Raw genomic sequence first — 1204 nt, 5'->3', positions numbered from 1 at the left:
GTTTGCGCTCGCGCAGCGCCTTGATAACCCCCAGGTGGAACATGCCCATATTGGCGCCACCGCTGAGCATCAGGGCGGAGCGGCCAAAGCTTTGCCCGGTATGCCGGAAGAACATCAGCTTTTCCGCATAGGGCAACCCCGGAATGTCGTGGTCGCACAGGTAGTTCAGAAGTGAGGTGACTTCGGTGATGTAGTCATCGATCAAAAATTTGGTGCCCACCCGGGTGTACTTGTATAGCTCAGGGCTGGCCAGATTGCCAAGGTTGCGGTGCAGGCCCTCGCGCAGGCTAAATATCACCTGCGCCCAGTCACCAGCCTTGCGCCAGTTGCGCAGATTGATAAGCCGCTGCTGGATGAGCCGGTGTTGGTAAAACGGTGAGTGGGGGTCACTCTTCCAGACATCCATGCCGGCCTGGGCGTCCAGGTCGACCGCGTGGGTGCGCCAGGTGTTGTAGTCGGTGGCTTGGGCCAGGGCCCGTTGTTGTTCGGCCGTCAATCTTGCGCGCATCAATCACTTTCCAGTTTCGTTCAGTGATTTTGTAACAAACAGTGCTGCCATGGCTGTCGCACACTGGTCACCCGCCGCTAAGCCACCTGTGGGACAGTAAACGCCGAGCGCGCCGTGAATGCCCTGCCCCGCGCGCCGCACCCCTCTAAATGGTCGTTTACCAAGCCCATCGCCTGCATGAATGCGTACATGGTGGTGGGGCCTACAAAGCTCCAGCCGCGCATGCGCAAATCTTTGGACAAAGCAATGGACTCTGGCGAGGTGGTGACCCCAACCATTGTCTGTGGCGTTATCTGGTTGGGACGCGCAGTGTCAGATGGCTCAAACTTCCAGAAGTAGGCTGCCAGTGACCCGAACTCCTTGCGCAGCTCAATGGCACGCTGGGCATTGTTGATGGTGGATGCAATCTTGCCGCGGTGGCGCACAATTCCGGCGTCCAGCACCAGGCGCTTGACATCACTGTCGTCAAACAGGGCAACCTTGTCCATGTCGAAATCGGCAAAGGCTTTGCGAAAAGCCTCACGCTTGTTCAGGATGGTCAACCAGCTCAGGCCCGCCTGGAAGCCCTCGAGACAAATTTTTTCGAACAGGCGTTCGTCGTTGTGCACGGGTACGCCCCACTCAAAGTCGTGGTAGTGCTGGTAATGGGGCGTGGCGCGACACCAAACGCAGCGTGTGACTTGGCTGTCATCGGTA

General features: G+C 58.3%; 2 protein-coding genes. Both read right to left on the bottom strand.

All coding sequences use genetic code 11. The annotated features are described in order from the left end of the window. On the bottom strand, positions 1 to 508 hold a 508-nt coding region (locus tag AC097P_RS24325), incomplete at its 3' end, for a DUF3336 domain-containing protein (protein ID WP_479612990.1). A gap of 77 nt (positions 509 to 585) precedes the next feature. Continuing rightward, the coding region (locus AC097P_RS24320; RefSeq protein ID WP_479612989.1) for a DNA-3-methyladenine glycosylase I at positions 586 to 1204 on the bottom strand (619 nt) is incomplete at its 5' end.

The sequence above is a fragment of the Rhodoferax sp. ZS1R8 genome (genome assembly GCF_056521325.1).
The sequence above is the reverse complement of the archived record's forward strand: the minus strand, read 5'-3'. Positions and strand labels throughout refer to the sequence as shown.